Origin of the sequence: Megasphaera sp. DJF_B143, assembly GCF_900320625.1 — a bacterium.
Lineage (GTDB): Bacteria > Bacillota > Negativicutes > Veillonellales > Megasphaeraceae > Megasphaera > Megasphaera hexanoica.
The window spans coordinates 1-3111 of sequence record NZ_ONTA01000055.1 but is presented as its reverse complement, the minus strand read 5'-3'; the positions used below and the strand labels follow the sequence as shown (position 1 = coordinate 3111).

Genomic DNA, 3111 nt, shown 5'->3' with positions numbered 1-3111 from the left:
GCTCAGCGATACGGGAGCCCTGGTCGTCAGGACGGGAAAATTCACGGGCCGGGCACCGAAGGATAAGTTCATCGTCGATACGCCGGGGGTCCACGACCTCATCGCCTGGGGCAGCGTCAACCGCCCGATTACGAAGGATAAATTCCGCGCCCTGAAAGATAAAATGACGGCCTATCTGCAAAACCGGGAAGTCTTCATCTTTGACGGCTTCGCCGGAGCCGACAAAAAGTGCCGCAAGAAATTCCGCGTCATTACGGAACTGGCCAGCGAAAACCTCTTTATCCGCAATCTGCTCATCCGGCCGAGCCAGGAAGAACTGCTGCAGTACGGCGAACCGGATTTTACCATCATCGTCACGCCGGGCTTCAAATGCAATCCCACGGCGGATGGCGTCCATTCGGAAGCAGCCATTCTCGTCGATTATGAAACGCGGTTCATCCTCATCGCCGGGACACAGTATGCCGGGGAAATCAAAAAGAGCGTCTTTTCGGTCATGAATTTTCTCCTGCCCCGGGAAGGAGTCCTGCCCATGCACTGTTCGGCCAACATGGACCCGATCACCAAGGAAACGGCTATTTTCTTCGGCCTGTCGGGTACGGGCAAGACGACCTTGTCGGCCGACCCGGACCGCAAACTCATCGGCGACGACGAACACGGCTGGTCCGACCGGGGCATCTTCAACTTTGAAGGTGGCTGCTACGCCAAGTGCATCGACCTCGATCCGGACAAGGAACCAGACATCTACCAGGCCATCCGCTCCGGTACGCTGGTAGAAAATGTCATCCTCGACCCAGATACGCGCAAGCCTAATTATTTTGACCATAAAATCACGGAAAATACCCGCGCCGGCTATCCCATCGAGTACATTCCCAATGCGGCTATTCCCGGCATAGGCGGTGTGCCGACAGTCGTCATCTTCCTCACGGCCGATAGCTTCGGCGTCCTGCCGCCCATTTCCCGGCTTAGCAAGGAAGCTGCCATGTATCACTTTGTCACGGGATTTACCTCCAAAGTAGCCGGTACGGAACAGGGCATCACCGAACCGGTGCCGACCTTCTCTACGCTCTTTGGAGAACCGTTCATGCCGCTGGATCCCGATATCTATGCCCGCATGCTCGGCGAACGGATTGAACATCACAATACGAGCGTCTACCTGGTCAACACGGGATGGACGGGCGGCCCCTACGGCATCGGCAGCCGCATGGAACTGAAATACACCCGGGCCATGATTACGGCAGCCCTGAACGGTACACTGAAAAAAGCAGACTTCGTTCACGATGACCGGTTCAATGTCGATATCCCCCAGTCCTGCCCGGGCGTCCCGCCACAAATCCTCAATCCCCGCGATACCTGGTCAAGTCCCGACGCCTATGATACAATGGCAAAGAAGGTGGCAAAGATGTTTTTCGACAACTTCCATGAAAAATATCCCCACATGCCGGCAGATATCATCAATGCCGGACCACAACCATAACGTCCCGAGGAGGTCTCTATGAAAAAACAAATCATTGCAGCCGTCACCGTCGCATCCCTGCTGGGCTTTGCCGGCGGCAGTGCCGTTCAGGCATTTAATCTCGGTTCCATTCTGAAAGTCGGCGGTATTTCCGTCCTCGTTTCCAAATACGGCGATGAAATCAATACCTTCCTGAATAAACTGCTCATGAAAAACGGCGTCGGCACCGACTACGCCACCAAAGTCGTTCCTATCCTGAGCGGCGGCACGGGAAAATACATCGGCGCCGTCCAGGTCGTCGGGCCGTCCGGACAGGTGGATAAAGTCAAGGCCGTAGCCCAAATTGAAGGCGAATTCAACGGCATCGCCCGTGCCAAGGCGCTCATTCCGGTGGCGACGACCGACGTGACCAATCTGAACCGCGTGCAGGGTGTCGGCGTCTCGGCCATCATCGACTTCAAATTCTGATGTATGTCCCGTTTGTCTGAAAAAAAATAATCAGGATTGAGTTTCATTACAATTTCACACAAAGGAAAAGCCCTTGTCCGCCCGTCCGTTTCCGGCCTGACAAGGGCTTTTTTTACCGGATTTCCTTCCGATGCTCCAATCGGACAGCAGTCCTGCCCAACTGTAGTAAAAACGACACGCATTTTCTCATTATCATTTAATTTGACATTTTGATAATAGCAGAATATAATAAACTTACGATATAACCCTTGTAACAGGGGATACGGTATTGTGTGCAGGAGGTCGTTTATCATGAAATCCGCTGCTTATATTCTCTCTTATATCATCATGCTGCCCCTGGCAGTAGCCGTCTTTTTCATCGTCATGTTCCTCTGCTGTGTCGCCACCGAATCGTTCCTGCAGGTGGCCCGGACACTGACCGGCCCCCTTCTGTCCGCTGCCGGCCGGAATCTCCTCGTTGTCTGCCTGTCTGCTCCCTTTGCCATACTGGCCGGGTCGGCCATACTGGCAAAGACGGCCCATGAATTCCGCTATACCCTGCTGCGCGCTCTGGGCCAGTAGCAGGACGGATATAAAAAAACTGCCGCATCCATGGACGGCAGTTTTTTTTATGTTTCTTCATCAAATTGTGCTTCATACAGCTGGTAATACCATCCGTGGCGGCTCATGAGTTCATCGTGGGTGCCGCTTTCGGCCACGCCTTCTTTGGTCAGGACCAGGATGCGGTCGGCATGGCGGATGGTCGCCAGACGGTGGGCAATGATCAGCGTCGTCCGGTGTGCCGACAACGACCGCAGGGATTCCTGTATTTTTTGTTCCGTTTCGTTGTCCAGTGATGACGTAGCCTCATCCAGGATCAGCACGGGCGGATTTTTCAGGAAGATGCGGGCAATGGCGATGCGCTGTTTCTGACCGCCTGAAAGGAGGACTCCCCGTTCACCGATGAAGCTGTCATATCCATCGGGAAGAGAACAGATAAAATCATGGGCATCGGCAGCAGCGGCGGCGGCGCGAACAGCCTCTGGCGATGCCATCTCGTCGCCGAGGGCAATATTTTCCCTGACCGACCCGGCAAAGAGGAACACATCCTGCTGCACCATGCCGACCGCCCGCCGCAGGGAGGCCAGCGTATACGAGCGGATATCGCGGCCATCGAGGAGGATTTCTCCTGCCGTGACGTCATAGAACCG

Annotated in this window: 4 protein-coding genes; 3 read left to right on the top strand and 1 reads right to left on the bottom strand. The window is 54.8% G+C overall.

Annotated features, from left to right (window positions below):
- From pckA to DBO31_RS01585, 3 genes are all read left to right on the top strand, one after another.
- Window positions 1-1474 (top strand): phosphoenolpyruvate carboxykinase (ATP) (gene pckA / locus DBO31_RS01595; RefSeq protein WP_150824277.1); only part of this gene is annotated, 1474 nt, incomplete at its 5' end.
- A gap of 18 nt (window positions 1475-1492) precedes the next feature.
- Entirely contained in the window at window positions 1493-1921 is a 429-nt protein-coding gene (locus DBO31_RS01590) for a hypothetical protein (protein WP_059075711.1), read from the top strand.
- A gap of 291 nt (window positions 1922-2212) precedes the next feature.
- Window positions 2213-2482, top strand: coding sequence for a hypothetical protein (locus DBO31_RS01585; protein ID WP_113855484.1), 270 nt, complete (start codon window positions 2213-2215; stop codon window positions 2480-2482).
- A 47-nt stretch (window positions 2483-2529) separates the two neighbouring features.
- On the opposite strand, the gene DBO31_RS01580 is transcribed toward DBO31_RS01585, so the two are convergent.
- Window positions 2530-3111, bottom strand: a 582-nt coding sequence (locus DBO31_RS01580) for an ABC transporter ATP-binding protein (RefSeq protein ID WP_150824276.1), incomplete at its 5' end; no start/stop codon positions are given.